This is a genomic window from Bacillus sp. FJAT-29790, assembly GCF_019039215.1.
GTDB lineage: Bacteria > Bacillota > Bacilli > Bacillales > Cytobacillaceae > Cytobacillus.
Map to the genome: position 1 here is coordinate 2,358,061 of NZ_JAHNZZ010000001.1, position 19,520 is coordinate 2,377,580.

At 37.4% G+C, this 19,520-nt stretch carries 19 protein-coding genes; 3 read left to right on the forward strand and 16 right to left on the reverse strand.

All coding sequences use genetic code 11. The features are described 5' to 3' along the window. Positions 1-144 precede the first annotated feature (144 nt). The 16 genes from BGM26_RS11225 to BGM26_RS11300 form a co-directional block, all read right to left on the reverse strand. On the reverse strand, positions 145-1,161 hold the full coding sequence (locus tag BGM26_RS11225; RefSeq protein ID WP_217039898.1) for a rod shape-determining protein: 1,017 nt from the start codon (positions 1,159-1,161) through the stop codon (positions 145-147). A gap of 320 nt (positions 1,162-1,481) precedes the next feature. Then, on the reverse strand, positions 1,482-2,171 hold the full coding sequence (gene radC / locus BGM26_RS11230) for a RadC family protein (protein WP_217039899.1): 690 nt from the start codon (positions 2,169-2,171) through the stop codon (positions 1,482-1,484). Between the two features lie 243 nt (positions 2,172-2,414). After that, positions 2,415-2,987 (reverse strand): Maf family protein, encoded by a 573-nt coding sequence (locus BGM26_RS11235; RefSeq protein ID WP_217039900.1) that lies wholly within the window; start codon positions 2,985-2,987, stop codon positions 2,415-2,417. A gap of 313 nt (positions 2,988-3,300) precedes the next feature. Continuing rightward, positions 3,301-4,380 carry a hypothetical protein gene (locus BGM26_RS11240; RefSeq protein WP_217039901.1) on the reverse strand — a complete coding sequence of 360 codons (1,080 nt, stop codon included), beginning with the start codon at positions 4,378-4,380 and terminating at the stop codon, positions 3,301-3,303. A 114-nt stretch (positions 4,381-4,494) separates the two neighbouring features. Continuing rightward, on the reverse strand, positions 4,495-4,941 hold the full coding sequence (locus BGM26_RS11245) for a type II secretion system protein (RefSeq protein ID WP_217039902.1): 447 nt from the start codon (positions 4,939-4,941) through the stop codon (positions 4,495-4,497). Between the two features lie 54 nt (positions 4,942-4,995). Beyond that, positions 4,996-5,745 (reverse strand): pilus assembly protein PilO, encoded by a 750-nt coding sequence (locus BGM26_RS11250; RefSeq protein WP_217039903.1) that lies wholly within the window; start codon positions 5,743-5,745, stop codon positions 4,996-4,998. Further along, the gene (locus BGM26_RS11255; protein ID WP_217039904.1) at positions 5,742-6,416 is read right to left on the reverse strand and encodes a fimbrial assembly protein; all 675 of its coding nucleotides are present in this window, start codon (positions 6,414-6,416) and stop codon (positions 5,742-5,744) included. Before BGM26_RS11255 ends, BGM26_RS11250 begins: the two co-directional genes overlap by 4 nt. A 3-nt stretch (positions 6,417-6,419) precedes the next feature. Beyond that, positions 6,420-7,418, reverse strand: a complete 999-nt coding sequence (pilM, locus tag BGM26_RS11260; RefSeq protein WP_217039905.1) for a type IV pilus biogenesis protein PilM — start codon at positions 7,416-7,418, stop codon at positions 6,420-6,422. 12 nt (positions 7,419-7,430) lie between these two features. Continuing rightward, positions 7,431-8,183, reverse strand: a complete 753-nt coding sequence (locus BGM26_RS11265; protein ID WP_217040754.1) for a prepilin peptidase — start codon at positions 8,181-8,183, stop codon at positions 7,431-7,433. 24 nt (positions 8,184-8,207) lie between these two features. Further along, positions 8,208-8,654, reverse strand: coding sequence for a type II secretion system protein (locus tag BGM26_RS11270; RefSeq protein ID WP_217039906.1), 447 nt, complete (start codon positions 8,652-8,654; stop codon positions 8,208-8,210). 104 nt (positions 8,655-8,758) lie between these two features. Next, a complete protein-coding gene (locus tag BGM26_RS11275; RefSeq protein ID WP_217039907.1) occupies positions 8,759-9,964 on the reverse strand; it encodes a type II secretion system F family protein in 1,206 nt (401 codons plus the stop codon). Continuing rightward, the gene (locus BGM26_RS11280; RefSeq protein ID WP_217039908.1) at positions 9,951-11,006 is read right to left on the reverse strand and encodes a type IV pilus twitching motility protein PilT; all 1,056 of its coding nucleotides are present in this window, start codon (positions 11,004-11,006) and stop codon (positions 9,951-9,953) included. Before BGM26_RS11280 ends, BGM26_RS11275 begins: the two co-directional genes overlap by 14 nt. Before the next feature lie 11 nt (positions 11,007-11,017). After that, complete coding sequence (locus tag BGM26_RS11285) at positions 11,018-12,679, reverse strand: GspE/PulE family protein (RefSeq protein ID WP_217039909.1); 1,662 nt, start codon at positions 12,677-12,679, stop codon at positions 11,018-11,020. Between the two features lie 21 nt (positions 12,680-12,700). Beyond that, the gene (locus BGM26_RS11290; RefSeq protein WP_217039910.1) at positions 12,701-14,083 is read right to left on the reverse strand and encodes a G5 domain-containing protein; all 1,383 of its coding nucleotides are present in this window, start codon (positions 14,081-14,083) and stop codon (positions 12,701-12,703) included. 19 nt (positions 14,084-14,102) lie between these two features. Next, positions 14,103-14,852, reverse strand: a complete 750-nt coding sequence (locus tag BGM26_RS11295; protein ID WP_217039911.1) for a PRC-barrel domain-containing protein — start codon at positions 14,850-14,852, stop codon at positions 14,103-14,105. Positions 14,853-14,906: 54 nt separating this feature from the next. Next, positions 14,907-16,331, reverse strand: coding sequence for a hypothetical protein (locus BGM26_RS11300; RefSeq protein WP_217039912.1), 1,425 nt, complete (start codon positions 16,329-16,331; stop codon positions 14,907-14,909). Positions 16,332-16,490: 159 nt separating this feature from the next. On the opposite strand from BGM26_RS11300, the gene BGM26_RS11305 reads away from it, so the two are divergent. Genes BGM26_RS11305 through BGM26_RS11315 form a run of 3 tightly spaced genes read left to right on the forward strand, consistent with a single transcriptional unit; the run spans position 16,491 to position 19,511 of the window. Beyond that, positions 16,491-16,988 carry a type IV pilus modification PilV family protein gene (locus BGM26_RS11305; RefSeq protein WP_217039913.1) on the forward strand — a complete coding sequence of 166 codons (498 nt, stop codon included), beginning with the start codon at positions 16,491-16,493 and terminating at the stop codon, positions 16,986-16,988. Beyond that, positions 16,972-17,535, forward strand: coding sequence for a hypothetical protein (locus BGM26_RS11310; RefSeq protein WP_217039914.1), 564 nt, complete (start codon positions 16,972-16,974; stop codon positions 17,533-17,535). Before BGM26_RS11305 ends, BGM26_RS11310 begins: the two co-directional genes overlap by 17 nt. Before the next feature lie 14 nt (positions 17,536-17,549). After that, on the forward strand, positions 17,550-19,511 hold the full coding sequence (locus tag BGM26_RS11315; protein WP_217039915.1) for a hypothetical protein: 1,962 nt from the start codon (positions 17,550-17,552) through the stop codon (positions 19,509-19,511). The last annotated feature ends 9 nt before the right edge of the window (positions 19,512-19,520 follow it).

The following is a 19,520-nucleotide window of genomic DNA, read 5'->3' on the forward strand; positions in this document are numbered from 1 at the left end:
CATAGCTAACAGTGGCATTTATACGCCTTTCCCGCTTTGTTTTTAAAAGGAAAACATCCAAAATACGCTGATGAAGCCCAGTCACGTTTAGAAGGTGAATGGGCTTTCGTCGCGTTCAAACTAGCATGCTTTCAATTGAATTTATTAGCGGGAATCCCTTGTTTTGTTTTTGAATAGATCAATATGATCCAACGCTTTTCCGGTACCAATCGCAACACAATCAAGCGGATTTTCAGCAATCAGCACTGGCATATTCGTTTCTTCACCGATTACCTTGTCCAAATTACGGAGTAAGGCACCGCCGCCAGTCAATACAATCCCACGATCCATAATATCTGCCGCAAGCTCTGGAGGGGTTTTCTCAAGTGTAACTTTTACTGCATCTACAATCGCATATACAGTATCATGCAATGCTTTTGATATTTCTTCAGCGGTAATTTCAATCGTTTTCGGAAGACCTGTCAAAAGATCACGACCACGGATTTCAAGATTTTCAATTCCTTCTGAGTCTCCAGCAGAACCAACTTCTACTTTAATTGTTTCAGCCGTGCGATCACCGATTAGCAAGTTATAGTTTTTTCGGATATAGTTAATAATCGCCTCATCCATATCATTCCCGGCCACTCTGACTGATTGACTTGTCACAATTCCGCCTAATGAAATAATTGCTACTTCTGTTGTTCCTCCGCCAATATCAACGACCATGCTTCCAGTTGGCTCCCACACAGGCAGATTCGCTCCGATAGCTGCTGCAAAAGGCTCTTCAATTGGATAGGCATCTCTCGCTCCTGCTTGGCGGGTAGCGTCAATAACTGCGCGCTGTTCTACAGCTGTGATCCCGGACGGAACACATACCATTACATAAGGCTTACCAGAGAAAAGACCTTTGCTTTTATTGGCCTGCTTAATATAGTATTTCATCATGACTGCAGTTGTCTCATAATCAGCGATGACACCATCCTTCATTGGACGAAGAGCAACGATGTTCCCCGGAGTTCGGCCGATCATATTTTTAGCGTCATTACCGACAGCGACAATATGTTTCGTGTCCGTCTGCAAAGCAACAACTGAAGGCTCCCGAACGACAATTCCTTTTCCTTTTACATAAACAAGTGTATTAGCAGTCCCCAAATCAATTCCAAGGTCTTTTGTTCCAAACATAGTTGTATCTCCCTTTCTGATACGAAATGCAATTTTTAAGATAAGGTTATTAGAATAGCGCAAGCGCCTTCGCAACAATCAAAGTGTGATTTTTCCTACGGTGTTCTAAGGAGCTTTCCTTCGGGCATGAAAGATGCCGGTTCGGTACCGGTTTATCGGATGTTATACGATTCCAGGCACGTATGAAGCTCGTTCGTTACTGAGTTCTCGGATGTTACACGATTTCGGGCACATAAGTGGCCGATTTTAGTGATTTTATTCATTTCCATGTAAAAAAGCATAAACATTATTATATCTTATCGTCAAATAAAAACATAGTGTTATAAATAACCTTTTTCCTTTAGGCTAATAAATTTATTTTCCCCGATAATAAGATGGTCGAGCACATCGATGCCAATGATTTTCCCGCACTCGGTTAGCCGCTTTGTCACCTCGATGTCTTCCTTGCTTGGAGTTGGGTCACCCGAGGGGTGGTTATGTGCACAAATGATTGAAGCCGCTGAGCGCCGGAAGGCCTCTTTAAATACTTCGCGCGGATGCACTATGGAGGCATTTAGGCTTCCAATAAAGACAGTCTGTTTGTGGAGAACTTGATTTTTAGTATTTAAATAGAGGCAAACAAAATGCTCCTGCGAGAGGAAGCGCATGTCATTCATCACATATTTCGCCCCGTCTTCAGGTGAGCGAATAACATATCTGTCATCATAAGATAGATTCGAGATCCTTCTGCCAATTTCAACGGCCGTCAGCAATTGTATCGCCTTTGCCGTTCCTATTCCTTTAATCGCGGTTATCTCATCCAATGATGCATCCTTTAAAAGCCTTAAACCTTCGAATTGAGTAAGAAGCCGATTGGACAATTGAAGGACCGATTCATCCTTTGTCCCCGTCCGAAGAAGAATAGCGACTAACTCATGATTGGATAAACTTTGCGGGCCATTTTGTACAAAGCGCTCCCGAGGACGCTCATCCTGTGGGAAATCTCGAATCATTAAGGATTCTGTTTGCATAAACTTATTCCTCCCTTTCCTAGAGGTGTAAGGGAGTTGAGGATGAGAAAAAGATCAAATACGCCTTGGCGTTTTTGCAAACCCAGAATTTATCGAGCTTGCTCGATAAATTCCTTTAAAAAATCTAAAGGCTCGCCGGGGGCTTAACTTTATTCTGCCGGGGTTTGAACCCCCAACCTAATTGGATACCTATTTGCATTCATCTCGCCACTTATATCGTTTAGAGACTTCGGCTAAATAAAGTTAAAAAGGAATAACATATCCTGCATTCCTTAATTCTCGAACCGTTTTCGAAACTGGAAGACCGACGACTGAAAAATAATCGCCGCTGATTTCTTTGACGAGCACACTGCCGAAACCTTGGATGCCATACGCACCTGCTTTGTCGAACGGTTCACCGGTGTCAATGTAAGCGTCAATTTCTTCATCTGAGAGCTCCCAAAACACCACATCCGTTTTTACATGAAATTTAATTTCTTTTCTAGGAGTCATAATTGAAACCCCTGTGTAAACAGAATGCGTTCTTCCTGCCAATTTCTTTAGCATTTCAAATGCTTCTATTCTGTCCTTCGGCTTACCTAATACGGTTCCCTCTGAAACAACAACTGTATCGGCGCCGATCACAAATGAATCTGGGTTCTGCTCATATACTGCCTTTGCTTTTCTACTGCTAAGCTCCATGACAATTTCTCCAGGCGTTAACCCGGGATCAAAGCTTTCATCAACATCACTGCTGGAAACTTCGAATGTTAAATGAAGATTTTCAAGAAGTTCTTTTCGTCGTGGAGAAGAAGAGGCCAAAATGAGGTTTTGCATGCAATCACCTTACCTTTTATTCGTAACAATTTGGGAGATACAACTTAATCGTACCAAAATTCGCCATGACAAACAATTTTAAACCGACAAATATCGAAAAATTTCACACTTATTCGGTTTAAATAAACAAAATAAAGAAGCCTGTCGAAAAGTAATGAACAGACTCCAATAATTTGTGTTATTTCCTAGAAAATATTCGAAAAGAAATAGATTTTGTCATTTGCTGAAGCTTTCAATGCTAGAACACTGGATAGTTTAAAAATGCCAAAAAGGCTCTACGGTAGAAAGATCATTAATATCAATTATATTTAATTTATAAAGAATGGTAGGCAGCAAGAAAGCCGAGCAAATGGTTTTGGTATTTTGTAAGAGTTGCTTGACTCGGGGATTGCTTATATGCCTTTAGTTGTTGAATCGCATTGTCCAACTCGCCTTTTAATGTAATTATTCCATCATTTTTGAGTAGCTTCGATTCAATTCCGCTTAACATTGCACTTTGTTTTTCCACACTAGCAGCTATCGTGTCTGAAATCGAATTCCCTATTGTCGCCTCAGCCGCACCTGCTGCCAATGTTTCATAGATCGTAGGAGCCGCTTCAAGCAGTTTTTTTTCCTCAGGAAGAAGCCCATTTAGTGATTTTTCTTCAAAAGTAATTGGCTTTGCAAAAACATCGATTCCCTTGCTTTTGAATTGAGTTCCGACCTCTTTTGCGTGTTCTATGCTGTCTGCGACACTTAAATAAAGAAAAGCTTGTCCATTCATTTCAATAATTTGCGCTGAAGACCCTTTCGGAATCGTTTCATCCTGAAATTGCTTTGCTGCTTCCGAAGTGGAAAACACACCGCCCTGAACCACAAAGGCTGTTAATGGCTGAAGCATTAACTTCTCTGATCCAGTCGATTGCTTGTCTCCTGGATTTTCGACTGTAATTACAGGCTGCTCAGTTGCTATTTCTTTTTCAGTAATGACAAGCTTCAACATAATTAACCCAAAGCTCGTCCCTAATAAAACAGCAAAGAAAACAGCAATTAATACCGAACTCAGGAAACTGTTTTGATTATTCTTTTTTAAATTTTTACTAATTGTTCCAAAGGGATTCTTGTTTGTCCTTTTCGGCTGCTTGGCAATTGTGTCTTCCTTTGCATCGGATTCCATTGTTTCTTCTGGCAGAATCCAATCGAAACTCTCATCCTCCAATGCTTCTTGAGCTGCAGCCGTTTCAATAGAAGGAAAAGAATCAATTTCCCTATTTGGTACATTCGTTTCTTGAATACTCTCACGTTCAGCTTCCTGTTTGCCTTGACTTTTATCTAGCTCTTTAATCTCCTGATAGGAGCGGTGTTTCCCGTTAATTTTTATCGTGATCGTTCTCCCGTTTTCCGGCCTATCCACAATTCGTCCTCCTTTCGTGTCGATTGCTGATTTTGTTCCATCCTAACACAACGAAAAAAAAAAATAACAAGACTTTTGTCGTCTTGTTATCGAATGCTTTCGTCAAATTTTTTACTAGTTATTTGTAATTAGATCAGCAGAGAGTTCGGCAATCGGGATACCTTGATTACCATTGAAGGAGCATAGACTGCGTTTTTCCCCTTTAAGACATATAGATACAATATTCACACCATTAATAAGCACGTATGTCTCTTCTGAAGGGATTAAATATGTACCGGTGTCTGGATCTTTAAACTGATCAATAAATTGATTCATTGCCAAATCCTTATAAGTTAGTTTTTCAACGGGAACAGTACCACTTGCCACTTCTTGTCTTATATATAATGTTGCTGCTTCTTTAATTGCAAGTGCATTACCAACAAAGGCTTTATCTCTCATATTTTGAATGACGGTTGTAACCGCAATTAAAGCGATCATAGAAATAACACCTAATATTACGATAACAGCCAACAATTCGATCAATGTTAAACCCTTTTCATTTAGTCTAGTTATTCTATACATTCACTAGACCTCATTTCATTTTTTCTTTTATGGCAACTAATCTTTTGTATCTGCTTATTTTACTTCCGAAAAACTACTAAATGGGTTTTTCTTATTTGAAATTCCCGGTGTGTCTAGAGGAGGCAATTCATCACGCAAGTCTTCAAGTTTTGGAAAATAGTACGCTGCAAGTGTAAGTTCGAATTTCACCACTTCAGCGTTTTGTTCGATTGAATGTATTTCATTCAATCCATTAAATTTCAAGGCTTCTATTTTCACTATTCTCGTCAATTCTTCTAAGCTGCCGATAAATTTTTCCATATCGAAGTAAGTTTCTGCTTCCCCGTTTAAAGTAATCGATATTTTCTTTATTCCAGTTGGCAATTTTTCTTCATGTTTGGAAGAGGCATCGGCGTCCCCTGAATTGTTAGATTCCTCACTCGTACGATCATTCTGATTTTCATTGCTTTGAAAATCAATCTCTTCGTCTTTCATTGTTCCATTTAACTTTAGTTCACTAATAGTTGTATCTGAAATAATCTCAGCTTTTTCAATATTAAGCAATAATTGATCAAGAAGACGTTTAACAGGTACTTGCTTTTGAAGTTCCATTGAGCTTAATACTGTTTTTTCCTTGGATTGTTTCAGCGAATTTTCAATGATCGTTAGTTCCTGATTTGCCATTTCAAGCTCTGTATGCTTCCTCTCGAGCTTTTCATATACAGGCTGTAACAATAATAGGTATGCACCTGCAGAAAGAGCCCCGATTATAAGGATAGCCAAAACAATGATGCCTAGTTGTTTTTTAGAGATTTGGAGATTCATGGGGATGTTCCCCCTTCCTCTTCATCCTGATTAGAGTTTTCGTCTCCAATACTTTGTTCGGGCTTATCCTTTTCTTTTTGCTGCTGATAACTGGTTTTTAACAATGGTACATTCATTTTCAATTCATATTTAGCAAAATATCGCGGAAGAATATCGTCCTTTTTCGCTTCTTTGTCCTTTTCTTCCTTCAATATATCTGTTATTTTCGCTTCATTAATGACAGCTTCTTCAATCCAATCGAGCGTTAATAATGAATTTAAGTAATAAGCTGCCTCACTTTTTGTATCAAACTGGACGATTTGTACAATTTTGTTCTCTTCATCGATTTCAAACTCGGCAACAAAACCACGCTTCGGAAGTAACTTAGTTAATTCCTGCAAAACGTAAACCATATTGAAAGGCTGATCTTGAGCCCATTTGACGGCGATTTCAAGTTCATTTACAGAATTTGAAGATTCAAAAGAAGCTTGTTTCTTCCTTTCAGCTTCTAAGATTACATTTGTTTGCATAATTTGATTTTCAATATTTAGCAACTGTTGATTTTTATCTTTGATAAATAAAAAGAAAAACAAAGAGATCAGGATGATAAGCAAAATAATAATTCCAATGATCATATAAGCAGTTTTGGATTTTCTCTCTTTTTGCGGGAGTAGGTTTATGTCAGCAAGCATCGATCACACCTCTTTTAAACCTAGTCCTATATTAAGATGAAAAGAAGACAGGTTATGTGTTTCCTCGGTTGAATGTAGACGGCTATTATCCAATTGGAAAACCGGAACTTCGATTCTTTCTTTCATTTCCACTGAAATATCAGCTAGCCACGGATGGTCTCCATCTAAATAAATATTGGTTATTTGCTGTTTTCCTTGATTTAAAGAATAACGATAAAAATTCAGTACCTTATCTATTTCTCCGTAAATATCCTTCAATGAGAGGAGTACTTCTGTACGGTCACCAGAATAAACAAGTGTCTTACCTACACTTTTTTCTTGTTTTGAATATTCCCATTTCTCTGGATCGATATCCATCATCAAATGTCTCATAAAGACTGGCTGGTGGTTCTCAAAAATACTAACATTAACGGTTGTTATGTCAAATTGAATGAGCAATAAATTTTCATTGGTTTTTGCCAGATCTAAATAATGATATAAACGATATAAAGCTAAGGAAGATACATCTGCAGCAATAGGCTTCAGTTTAACCTGTTCAAGTATTTCTGTATAATCTTTTACGATGTCTTCCGGGGCGGCAAATAATAAAATTTCATTTTGGCTGCCATCCCCTTCCGGAAGCAAATGGAAATCAAATACAGGGTCTTCAAATGGCAGATGAATGCTTGTTCCTAGCTCCATATACAAATAACCTCTTATTTCGTCTTTTTTTACATCAGCAGGGACTTTGAGTTTCCTTAAGACGATATATTGATCAGGGACAAGAAAAGAAACAGTCCTGTTCTTAAGCTTCCAAGAAGAAACACATTCATCCAATATTGTTGTAAGGGTTTCGTGATCTAATATTTTTCCTTCTTTAATAACCCCTGCAGGCAAATACCGTTCTTCCCATTTCTGAACTTGAATCTCTGGAAGGTTCTTAGTTTCAGCAAAACGGATGACATGATCTTTGATTACGATGCTAACAGAGCGCTGCTTCCCAAGCTGAAAACGAAATGCCATTTTGAAAACTCCTTATAAAAATGAATAAAAATACCATTCTATTATTCTTTCACCGTAAAAATAAGCGACAAGCGTACCTAAACCGATATATGGACCGAACGCTATCGGCTTCCCTTTTTCCACCACACCTAACAGCATACCAACAAAGCCGAAAAGGGCCCCAAATAACGTTGCAAAGAAAAACGAAAGTAATACTGCCTTTAACCCTAGCGCAAAGCCTATCACTGCAAACAGCTTAATATCTCCGCCACCCATCCCGCCTTTACTGATCACAGCGATCAATAATAGCAGAGTAAAGCCAACACCAGCACCTACTGCTGAATCCCACCAAGGGCTCAAAGGCAGAAAAAATCTTTCTGCTAGAAAAATGAGTGCAAACACGAGCAGAACTTTATCAGGAATAAGCATATACTTAAAGTCGGATACAAAGATAATTACTATTAAAGAAATGAGTGTCCATGCAATGATGAGCTCTGAACTCCAACCGATTACGAGTGGTGTCACCATAAACAATACGCCTGTCATTAACTCAACAACAGGATAAAGAGGTGAAACCGGCGCCTTACAGCGCCGGCATTTGCCTCCTTGCAGTATATATGACACTACCGGAATTAATTCCAGAGGTGATAAGGTATGTCCACAATACGGACAATGCGACCGCGGCTTGACGATTGATTCTTTCATTGGGACACGGAGTCCTACTACGTTGAAAAAGGAGCCAAAAACAATACCTAAAACAAATACACTAATCAATAATATATACATCATGTTATTAGATTACTTTCACTATTAAGGAGCAGGAGTAGTAATAGTTATTCCAGTTGCGCTTCCTTTTTGTTTATCCCCATCAATAGCTTTAACAGTTGCACCTGAGAATGTAATTTTGTTCTTACCTACTGTCTGCTCTGGAGTTGTTATTTTATAATTAGCACCATCATATTCTACATAGTAATCTCCACTAAGAGTAACACTTTCTAGATATTCTGTTAAATCAGTTTTATTTATTTTATTATTTGTTAATTTATCGGTTCCATTAGCTGCAACATACATTTTAGCAGCATTAATAACTGTAATCGCATCCGCCTTAACAGCATCTTCCTTCGACTTCTGAATAATTCCACCAATACTCGGAATCGCAATCGCTGCAATAATCCCCAAAATAACAATAACAGCAAGTAATTCAATTAATGTTAACCCTTTTTGATTCTTTAGTCTTTGACCTAGTTTTTGTAGCATTTAAATCTTCCTTTCCAGAATAGTTTTTGTGACTTTTTACCTATTTATTATTATACTAAAAAATTACAATAGTAAAAGGTTTAATTGTTAATATTTTGAAAACATTATCCTACATGTTGGAAAATCTCAAACATTGGTACCATGATGGAGGTAACGATCGTTCCAACGATTCCTGCTAAGAATACAATCATTATTGGTTCAATCAGTGATTTCAAGCGGTCTGTTGCACTTTCAACTTCTTTTTCATAGAAATCAGCGACTTTTGATAGCATCGCATCTAAAGACCCGGTTTCTTCACCAATTGCAATCATTTGTGAAACGAGAGGAGGAAAGACCCAATGCTTTCTCATTGGTTCAGTGAGCGACTTCCCCTGTTCAAGAGAATCTCTTGATTGTCTAACTACTCTTGCTACTACTTCATTTTCGACAATGTTTTCAACGATGCTCATTGCCTGCAAAATCGGCACCGAGCTTGCAAACAGAGAACTTAATGTTCTTGTCATCCTCGCCAAAACAGCTTTTTGGAGAATTTTTCCGAAAATAGGCATCCTTAATATTGCGTGATCCAAATAATATTTTGACTTCTTGTTATTTCTTACGAGAACAATACTGATAAAAATAGCAATAAACAATAAGATAACAAGCCACCAATACTTCTGCATAAATTCACTAGAGTTCAAGACAAACTGCGTAATAGCCGGCAATTCGCCACCGAAATCTTTAAACATTTCTACGAATGTTGGAACAACAGATACTAATAGAAAGATAACTACCGCTACAGCAATAATCGCAACCGCAACAGGATAAGCAAGAGCCGAGACAATCTTTTGCTTTGTAAAATGTTGTTTTTCAAAATGTACTGCAAGCCTTTCAAGTGTATCGTCCATATTTCCGCCGGCCTCACCTGCCTTAATCATGTTTACGAACATACTAGTAAAGATTTTTTTATGCTTAGCCGTAGCATCTGACAAGGGGTTCCCTTCACGTAAATCCTGCTCTACTACTAGTAACGCCTTTCGCAACGCCTTGCTTTCTGTTTGTTCAGCAAGAATGGCAGTCGATTCTACGACAGAGACCCCAGCTTTTAGTAAAGTTGAAAACTGTCGCAAGAATATGACAAAATCCTGAAGCTTCACCGGATTGCCGATTGTGATATCCTTTGTAAGAAGCGTTTCTGGAATTTCATTAAATTCCAGCACACGGATTCCCTTTTCTTTTAATTGCATAACTGCTTCCCGCTTAGAAGCTGCTGTGATGGTACCCGACTTCTTCCCGCTTCGGTCACGGCCGCTGTATTTATACCGAGGCATTTTCGTTCACCTTTTCTTGAAGATAAGGCAAAGCCAACTCTCTAGAGATGAATCCTACCTGTAAAAGCTCTTTAATACTTGATTCTAACGTATGCATGCCTTGCGCTCGGGAAGTTTGCATAATATTAACGATTTGGTGAATTTTTTCGTTTCGGATCAAGTTAGCAACTGCGGAATTATTCATTAATATTTCTGTCGCCGCTTTTCTGCCCTTCTTATCAATTGTCGGAAATAATCTCTGAGACATTATGGAAACTAGAACAGACGCTAATTGAATGCGAATTTGTGCCTGTTGGGATGGTGGAAAGACATCAATGATGCGGTTAATCGTTGCTGGGGCACTTGAAGTATGCAATGTCCCTAATACTAAATGCCCTGTCTCTGCTGCGGTAATGGCTGTCTGAATTGTTTCTAAGTCACGCATTTCTCCAACAAGAATGACATCAGGGTCTTGGCGAAGTGCTGCTCTCAGACCATTGGCAAAATTATTTGTGTCAAAGCCAACTTCTCGTTGGTCAATTATACTTTTATCATGTTTGTGAAGGTATTCGATTGGATCTTCAAGCGTAATTATATGTTTTCGCATCGTCTCGTTCATATAGGCAATAAGTGAAGCAAGCGTTGTTGATTTTCCGCTTCCGGTCGGACCAGTTACAAGCACAAGCCCCTGCGGCTTCAGTGCTACTTTCTTTAATACTTCAGGGAGATCCAATTCTTCCAATGCCGGAATCCTCGTCGGAATTACACGTATCGCCATCGCAATACATGAACGTTGAAAATACGTGTTCACCCTGAACCTTGACACTCCCGGAATCCCATAGGAAAAATCAAGTTCCCCTTTTTCTTTGAATTTTTCCCACATATGGTCAGGAATAATAGCTTTTGCCATTCCTTCAGTATCAGCTGGAAAAAGATTGTCCTTCCCATACTTTTTTAAATCGCCATTAATCCGCATGACAGGCGGTACACCAACAGTCAAGTGAATATCAGAAGCTTTTAACTCAAAACCGGCCCTAAGCAGAAGATCCATTTTATTTTTCATCATTTGCACTCCTAATCAGGGATTGCTACCCGTAATACTTCCTCTGTCGTTGTAATTCCTTGTTTTACTTTTAATAAACCATCATCAATTAAAAAAATCGTTTTGTTTTTGACCGCAAGCTCTCTAAGCTTCGAGAATGTCTCCCCATTCATGATCACCTTCCGAATCTCATCATCAATAACGAGAACTTCATGGATTGCAACACGCCCTTTATAGCCTGTCATATTGCAAGATGAGCAGCCTTGGCCACGAACAATTTTCTCTATCCTCATACCTCGTCTTGCAAAAATTTCGATTTCACGTTTTGACGGCTCCTGTGCTTGCGCACAATCACGGCAAATTCTTCTAACTAGCCTTTGGGCAATAATTCCGCTCACAGATGAAGCAACGAGAAACGGCTCGACCCCCATATCAAGCAGGCGGGTGATGGAACCAATGGAGTCATTTGTATGCAGAGTACTTAAGACAAGGTGACCCGTTAAAGAAGCTCTAATCGCAACTTCAACCGTTTCTCTGTCACGTATTTCCCCGACCATAATAATATTCGGGTCCTGACGCAAAATTGCTCTTAGCCCTGTAGCAAAAGTCATCCCTACATTAGAATTGACTTGAATTTGATTAATTCCTTCCAGCTGATACTCTACCGGATCTTCAACCGTAATAATATTTACTTCTTCACTATTTAGTCGATTTAAAGCTGCGTACAAAGTAGATGATTTCCCCGAACCTGTTGGACCTGTTATTAAAACGATGCCCGTTGGTTTTTCTATCATCTCGATAAAGCGATGCAAATTCACCTTGTTAAATCCGAGCTTATTGAGATCATTTAAAGAACTTCCGAGATCTAATAGACGCATGACAATTTTCTCTCCGTATACGGTCGGTAGAGTTGATACCCTTAGATCGACAGGGTGAAAGTCTAAATTCACTTTTATCCGTCCGTCTTGAGGGATGCGGTGCTCTGTTATATCCAAATTTGCCATGATTTTTATTCTGGCGATGAGTACACTTTGCATATGCTTCGGGAGCGTTCGTTCTGTTCTTAACACTCCATCTATCCTGTAACGGATCATTACTTTCGTTTCTTGGGGATCGATATGTACATCGCTTGCTTTCATTGTAGCCGCATTCGTCAAAACCTGGTTAACGAGTCGAACAATGGGTGAATCTTGATCGGCAATCGTATCTCCTTGGGCATCTTCTGTATTGGACGATGTGCCAAATAGTTCCTCAAAACCTTCATCCATATCATAATATTTATTAATAGCCCGCAAAATATCGTCCTTCGTGGCAATGGCTGTTTCAATATGGAAGCCGGTAGATAAGCGTAAATCATCAATCGTATAAAAGTCCATTGGATCGGCCATCGCTACAAACAGCTTTTCTCCATCCTTTTTTAAAGGGATAATCAAGTTCCGTTTAGCCAATTCTTTCGGAACGATATTAAAAAGCTTGATATCAAAAGGGTAACGATAAAGACTGACATGAGGGATACCAAGCTGAAATTCCAACACTTCAATTAACTGCTGTTCTGTTATATAACCCCTTTGCAGCAGCGCATCTCCAAGTTTTTGTCCATCATCTTTTTCCTTTAAAGCAAGCTGAAGCTGTTCTTCAGAAATCAATCCTGATTCAACTAATAAGTCCCCAAGCCGCTTACGATACTGGTTCATATTAATCCCTGCTTTAACCGCTTATTTTTTTGTTTCATCTGGATTTCCCCATATTTCAGATTCTTTTCCTTTGCTGCTGTCTTGCCCTTTTTGTGCATTTTCGCTTTGGGAATTCCCCTCTGAATTCTGCCCAGATTTATCCTCTTGTTTATTATTTCCTGCTTCACTGTCCTGTTCGCCAGCCTCACCATTGGCAGAATCACCTGGCAGAATCGGCCCCGGATTATTATTAACTGCCGAACCAGTCACCTGTTTAACTGTTAGACTTTGGACAATGACTTTATGTACTGGCGGATAAAAATCTTCAGAGACAAGCTCAGTTCTTAACAATTTTCCTGTTTCATCGACAATTTCCCGGTAAACTTTTAAAAGTATGCCTTCCTTGCCTTCTTCTGAATTTCTTTCTTCACCAAAATTAAGCTTTGCATCAAATTGAATAATTTTCTTCGGTTTAAATGTTTCTTTATCCTCAACTGACACATTATATTGATAAATAAATCGGGAACCTCTTAAGGAAACATACAATAAATTATCAATAGATTTAAAATGTAAAATATACCCCTGGTCATTTGGATTTGTGAGGATAAAATCCATATTATTTTTTTGATCGATCTTCGCCTCAAAACCAGCCTCTGCGTATTCTGGCAAAGTTCTGCTAATATGCCTTTCTGTTATTGCAAAATTGCTTGAAAGGACTGTTTTATAAATAGCGGCTGAAATAATACTTAATGTTTTTTGATCGTATGATGTAATCCCCTTCTCATCTAACATTTTTAAAATTGAAAGCTGAGATTGTGGCAGAATTTCAATTGTTGGTATTTCGGCTGCCCATTTTTGAATCAATTTATTTTCACCCACAAGTGAAGTCGTTGATTCTGCAATAAGTTCATCTTCTGAGGATTGTGGAAAATAATCTTGGAGTTTAATCGAATGGCTTCCTTGTTTCAACCTAGAAGCATAGATTAAAAGATCATTCCTTAATTGATCGATATTAAAATCAAAACTTGTTAATTCGGGTGACATTTCAGTAAGTAGATTGGAGAGAGCCTTATTGTCTAATTCAACAAATAGCTGATTCTCCTGACCTGATTGTGCATGTTCAATCGTTCTGTCAAACTGAAATTTATAAATTCCTAAATCTAATTCTTGTTCCTCCTCTTTATACTGCAAGAAAAACTTTGTATTCTCAAGCCATTTCCCCTGTTCTTCAGCCATAAGGGTCTTTGCTTCTTCCGGCGATTTATTCGAAACATCCACTGAGCCAATATGAGTGTTCATTGAATAACTATCATTAGTGCTGAATACTTTCCCATATACAGAACTTCCAAAATATGAAAAGCAGAAAATATAGGCCGTACAAATTGTTAGAATCATGCACAACTTTAAACTAAGCGTATTTTTCATTCTGACCACCTGCTTTTTACTATGCTTCAACATTCATAGATAGCTCAACAACAACACTAGGCCCTTTTGCTTGCGCCTTTACTATTTCATCCATTGTTAAAATCGTTCCTTCAAGGATGAGTACATTTCCATCTAAGTCAACAATATCTTTTAGAACCATTTTCCCAGTTAGTAACTCAATTTGCTTCTCTCTCAAAACTCGTTCTTCGTCATCTATCTCTTCAACAACATCTTCGTTTACAGTTTTATCAGCTTCATTGTTACAGTCCGGATCAAGTTGTAAAGCATTTTCTAAGAAGCCTTGACTAACATCCTCTTTAACAATAATAATATCTTTTCCGAATGTAAGGACATAGCTTGATAACATTGTTACACCCCTATCTCCTAGTTTTAAATCCATTCCTAGAATATGTCCTGTTTCTTCATCTGCATAGAATTCAATTACCTCACCAATCAGTTCACCTTTCCTTGTCATCACTTTCGTATTGTTAATCTTGATTTTTTTATTAACTAACTGATTAGCAATCGGAATCTCATTCAAATCGATAACCGCATGATCATTTTCAATTGTAAGAGCGTATTCACCAATCCCAACAACCCTTTTAAACGGAATTGCTCTTACACTAACTTGCCATTCTTCATGTTCAATCGTTAAGAAGTCAATTGAACCTTTTTCTGGATTTATAACTAAAGATTTAACTTTCCCTACTTGCTGCCCATCAGAAATACTAATTACTGGTAAATTTATAATTTGTGAACTTTTCTTCATTTTCTCCACCACACCTGACTTTTTATTTCTAGCTTTTATTAAGGTTGTCTCATACTATTTATCGTCAACACTAAGAGGATAGTAAGTTAGTAAAAATTGGATCTCCTGCATTAATACTGGATATTTCGCATACTTATCCACTAATATTTTCATTAATTCATGAAGTTTTACATATTCTTTCGTCGAGATATAATGCTTAATTAATAGACTGGCAAATGTATAGTATTCGGAGTACGGCATTTGCGGGTGCATACATGCTTTGAGCATTTTTTCATATTGAGTATTATCAAGAGATTTCCTCGCTAGTTCTGTTTGGGCTAATAAGGTTTTGAACATTTGCTGCTGCAGCTTATTCTTATCTTCATCTTTTTTTAATAAGAGATTGCTTATTTCTGATTGGGTTTGCGGTATCTCTGCTGCTATATTATTTTCCGACAATTCATCAGGATATTGAAGATTAGCTTCAATTGCATTCCCTAGCTCTCGTTCTTCTTCAGTAGTGAGTGCCACTTCATTCTGTATACTTTCAAATTGCGATAAGAAATCAATAAATTCTTCATTATCCGCTTGATCTTTTAGCGAAATTCTTTCTAGACATTGCTCTTTAGGTTCTTTTTCTCCCTCTAGAACTAGATCCTTCTCAACCGTACTTGCCACTTCGTCCGCTATACTTTCAAATTGTGACAATACATCAAGATATTCTTCCTCTTCCTCTAGATTTACCTTGTTAGGATCGAAAGGCATAAGCGGATCCTGATCGCCTTGTTCTTCTACACTTTTAACTTCCCCCACCAGATCTTCCGGATCATCAAATATTAGTTTCTCAAGCTCCGACATATAGCCGAATTCCTGGTCGCTGTCTATTTCTTCGGTAATTATGTCAGTAATCTCTTCTTTGTCGAAGTTTATTAACGTATCATCTGTATGCTGTTCCAACTCATCAATTTTTTCAATTTGAGTTTCAGCAAATAGCTCAGAAATATATTCCTCATCTTCCTCTAAAGCTATATGATCATTCTTACTAACAGCTAACTGGCTAGCATTTACAGAATCATTTGCTTCGTCATCTCTAATAGCGACAAGTTGTTCCTCCAGATACTCATCATTTTCTTTGATGATTTCACTCTCTACATTCATTTGTTTTGTTTCATTCACGGTACCCATATTATCTAGCAAATCCCCATCTAATGACTTGGCATGAACATCACTGGCACTAGATGAACCTTCGCTCTGATCAACAAAGATAAGATGATTAATCTTCTTATCTAGCAAAAATGAGCTAAGTATGGCTAGAGTGAAAACTAATAATGTAATTTGCCACCATTCAAAAATAGCATTGGCTGTTAGGCCTAGAGCAGCTAGCCCAAAGGAAACTGCTAAAACAACTAGCTTCCCTTTTTTAGTTAGGCCTAGAGGAAGGAAGTAAACGAAAGGAACTAGTATAATTAGTGATGCAAGAGCAAATAAATACGTATGCATAGACTCCCCTCCTTCCTCTCTAGTATAAACAAATCATACACTCTTTTTTGTAAAATTTGTTACAAATTTCTATAATTGATGTATTTAGACCTATAAAAACAAAAATTGACTATAAAATATTGTATAATAAGACAAGCTATTTGGAAAGAAGGGGAAAAAATGAATTTTAGAAAAATCCTATTTAATCCAAAAGGATTTACTCTTATGGAAGTTTTAGTGTCCTTGACGATTCTTGGAATCATATTAATGGGGACAATGAAGTTTTTTTCCCAAGCTTATACGTATACAAATATCAATCAAAAGAAAACTGCTGCAATTAACGTTGCAAGAAATACACTTATGTATATTGAGAAAGATAATTTTATTGCAGTAAGAGATAGGTTTGAAAAAGATCCGGAAGAGGAAATTTCACTTTTTATTTGTGATGAAAAATATAAAAAGTTTTGGAAGAATGAAATAGAAGATGTGGGCTGTGAGCCAATTACAATTAATAATGTAAAGTATGAGGTATATATTCGTGCAGAGGAAAAACCTGAACCAGGTAAGAAAAATTATTCATTCTTTGTTCCTCTAAAAGCAACAGTTACTTGGACTATCAACGGAAAAGACAATTCCACAGTATTGGACGGTGTCATAAAAAGTGAAGATCTTCGATGAAAGAGGGATTACCTTATATGAACTTCTGGCAACGTTCGTAATCATGATGATTGTTCTTCCAGTTATCTACGGGGTGTTCTCATCAGGAATAAAGCTTTATCACAAAATCCAAGTAGAAGAACAACTTAGAGATGATGCAGATTATACAGCTACAATGATTATGAATACTTTTTATTCCTTTCCTTTTGATTATGTGAGGGAGTGCGGGGAGAATTGTATTGAATTGGTCGATAGTACACATACGGCTATAGAAGAAGTGAAAGAAAAAGTGCGGGATAAACAAACCTTTTATAGCATTGATCAGAAAAAAGAGAATGAACGCGAAAATTCAATTAAGTTAGAACTTGGGGAAATTGAAAAAGACGGAGAAAAAATTAGCATCTTTCTTATTGATGGCAAACCAATTGATGCCGTTTCTGATTTCAGTGATTCAGAGTTATCACTATCTTGCTCAAAGTGTGAGGAAGGAATGATATCTTTAAACTTCCATCTCGACGATAAAAGATTAAGAAAACCGCTCGAACTAAAAAGTCAATTTGGATTTTAAAGGGGCTGTAAAATTTGATAAATAATGAACGCGGCAACAGCTTAATTACTGTCCTCTTAGTCTCGCTCGTCTTTACTGTGCTTGGAATGGCTATCGTCGCATCATCTATTGGTGGGGCAAAAAGAACTGAAACAAGAGAAAGTGATATTTCGATAACATACGACTCTATTAATCTTGTAGAAAAAATGACTACAGATCTTGCGGAGTCATTAAAAAAATTGGACCTTGATAATTATCGATCAAGAGGCAGCGGTAATAAACTGGAAGTTAAAAATAGCTTTGACATTGATTTACGTAATAATTTATTCGCTGATTTAATTTTGCCAAATCAAGATAATATGTCATTAGAATGTGTAAATATAATCGATCTTAGCACGAATAGTCCCGATTATATTGATCCCACTGATTCTTGCATTGGAAGCATATCAAGTTACGACCATTTTAACATCGAGAAGAACAAGGATTTTACGAGAGTTTTTGATATTATTCTTGTGACAAAAAATCCAGTTGAAACGGAAGGGAAAATTTCACGCACAATTAAAAAGCGGCTTATTCTATCACCTTTGCCAAGCTTTTTAAAATACGCAGTCGGTTCCTATTCTGAAAAAGCTGGGCTTATTCTAAATGGCTCTGCCAATTTTCGCGGGAATGTCTATGCAAATAATTTAACGATCAATAATGAAGCCGAATATATATTAAATGGAGTTAAGAATTATAAGGATACTCCTATGTCCTCTATTAACGGTCATTTATATAGTAGCACGGCTAAATTACTGGACATTTTACAGGAAAATAAATTCTATAAAGATAAGGTTCCAGCACTAAAACATGACAGTCAATTTATCAATATCGATTTTGATAAAACAATGAACGAAAGAACAAATGAAGTGTTAGCTGATAGTGGCATGTCAACCAAATGGAATGGCGGGGGCTCCTCTTTTGCGAAAAGCCTCAAAAATGACATTGCGGATTATCCGTTACCAAATGAAGTTGTAAATAATTGTATTGAATTCACGGATGATGAAGAGCAACTAGACCCTTTGGATGAGAGTTGTATTAAAAGCGATAATGAATCAGTCGAAATAGATTCCCCACTAAATATTAACGGTGATTTTATCGTAACAAGCACCAATTATCCAATATCATTAAAGAAAAAATTAGTGGTTAACGGGGATTTATATCTTGTAGGCTACGCGGATATTTCTCTTGAAGGCGATGTATTTGTCGCTGGGAAAACATATTTAATTAATTATGGCGGAAAGATGGAGCTCAATAAAAATCTTATTTCAGCTGATACGATATTACTAGAATCCTATGCAAAAAATAAAAATGATTTAAACTCAGCAGGACTTAAATTAAATGGAGACATTATTACAGGAAATGATCTCATTATTAAGCCGATAAAAACTTCAGTTGAAATAAATAATAACATCTTTGTTAACCATTCGTTAACAATTAATGGAGATGAAGCTGACGGCTTTGGGGAAGATCATGATGTGATTTTCGATTCTGTTGTTTACGCTGGGAAGGAAGCTTCTATTTCAAAGGCAAATATACTAGGTGCGAATAATAATGAAAAACAGCTTATTCTACTCGCAAAAGAAGATTTACTGATAACAAGAATAAATGAATTTAAATACTTTGATAATAAAAATGAAAATGGGGTCCCTTATCTGCCTGTTGATGATAAAAAAATAAAACCATTAAAGGGATTCTTTTATACAGAAAAAAATGCTGAATTATACGGTGTTGGCTCCCTTTTTTATATTGAAGGAGGGATATTTGCCAAAGAACAGCTTACGATTAACGCGATCCGGGGCGATGTTAAAAGTATTGATAATATTCCTTCATTCCAAGAGAATACCTTCTCACGTTTTATTGTCGATTATGACCAAGACGTTATGTTAAAACGGATTGAAGCCCTCCCGATTGTGAATCAGCTGCAAATTTTTTCTGACGAGCTAATAGTCAAGTAATAAATAAAA